The sequence below is a fragment of the Shewanella electrica genome (assembly GCF_022321485.1).
Lineage (GTDB): Bacteria > Pseudomonadota > Gammaproteobacteria > Enterobacterales > Shewanellaceae > Shewanella > Shewanella electrica.
Genome location: NZ_JAKOGG010000405.1, coordinates 1 through 262, shown reverse-complemented (window position 1 = coordinate 262; position 262 = coordinate 1). Strand labels below are relative to the sequence as shown.

Here is a 262-nt window from a genome sequence, read left to right as displayed (position 1 = left end):
ATCGCATCTCCGTCCAGAATGAGGATGGAACCAAGGTTGAATACAGGGTGTGGAATCCCTTCCGTTCAAAGTTGGCTGCTGCTGTGCTTGGTGGTGTTGACAACATCTGGATTGCTCCTGGTACCCGTGTGCTGTATCTCGGTGGTGCCTCAGGAACAACCGTGTCTCATGTGTCTGATATTGTTGGACCGACCGGTTTGGTCTATGCTGTTGAGTTCTCGCACAGGAGTGGTAGGGATCTTGTCAACATGGCCAAAAAGAG

At 51.1% G+C, this 262-nt stretch carries 1 protein-coding gene; it reads left to right on the top strand.

All coding sequences use genetic code 11. The annotated features are described in order from the left end of the window. Window positions 1-262 (top strand): fibrillarin-like rRNA/tRNA 2'-O-methyltransferase (locus L9G74_RS24325; protein WP_238898707.1); only part of this gene is annotated, 262 nt, incomplete at both ends.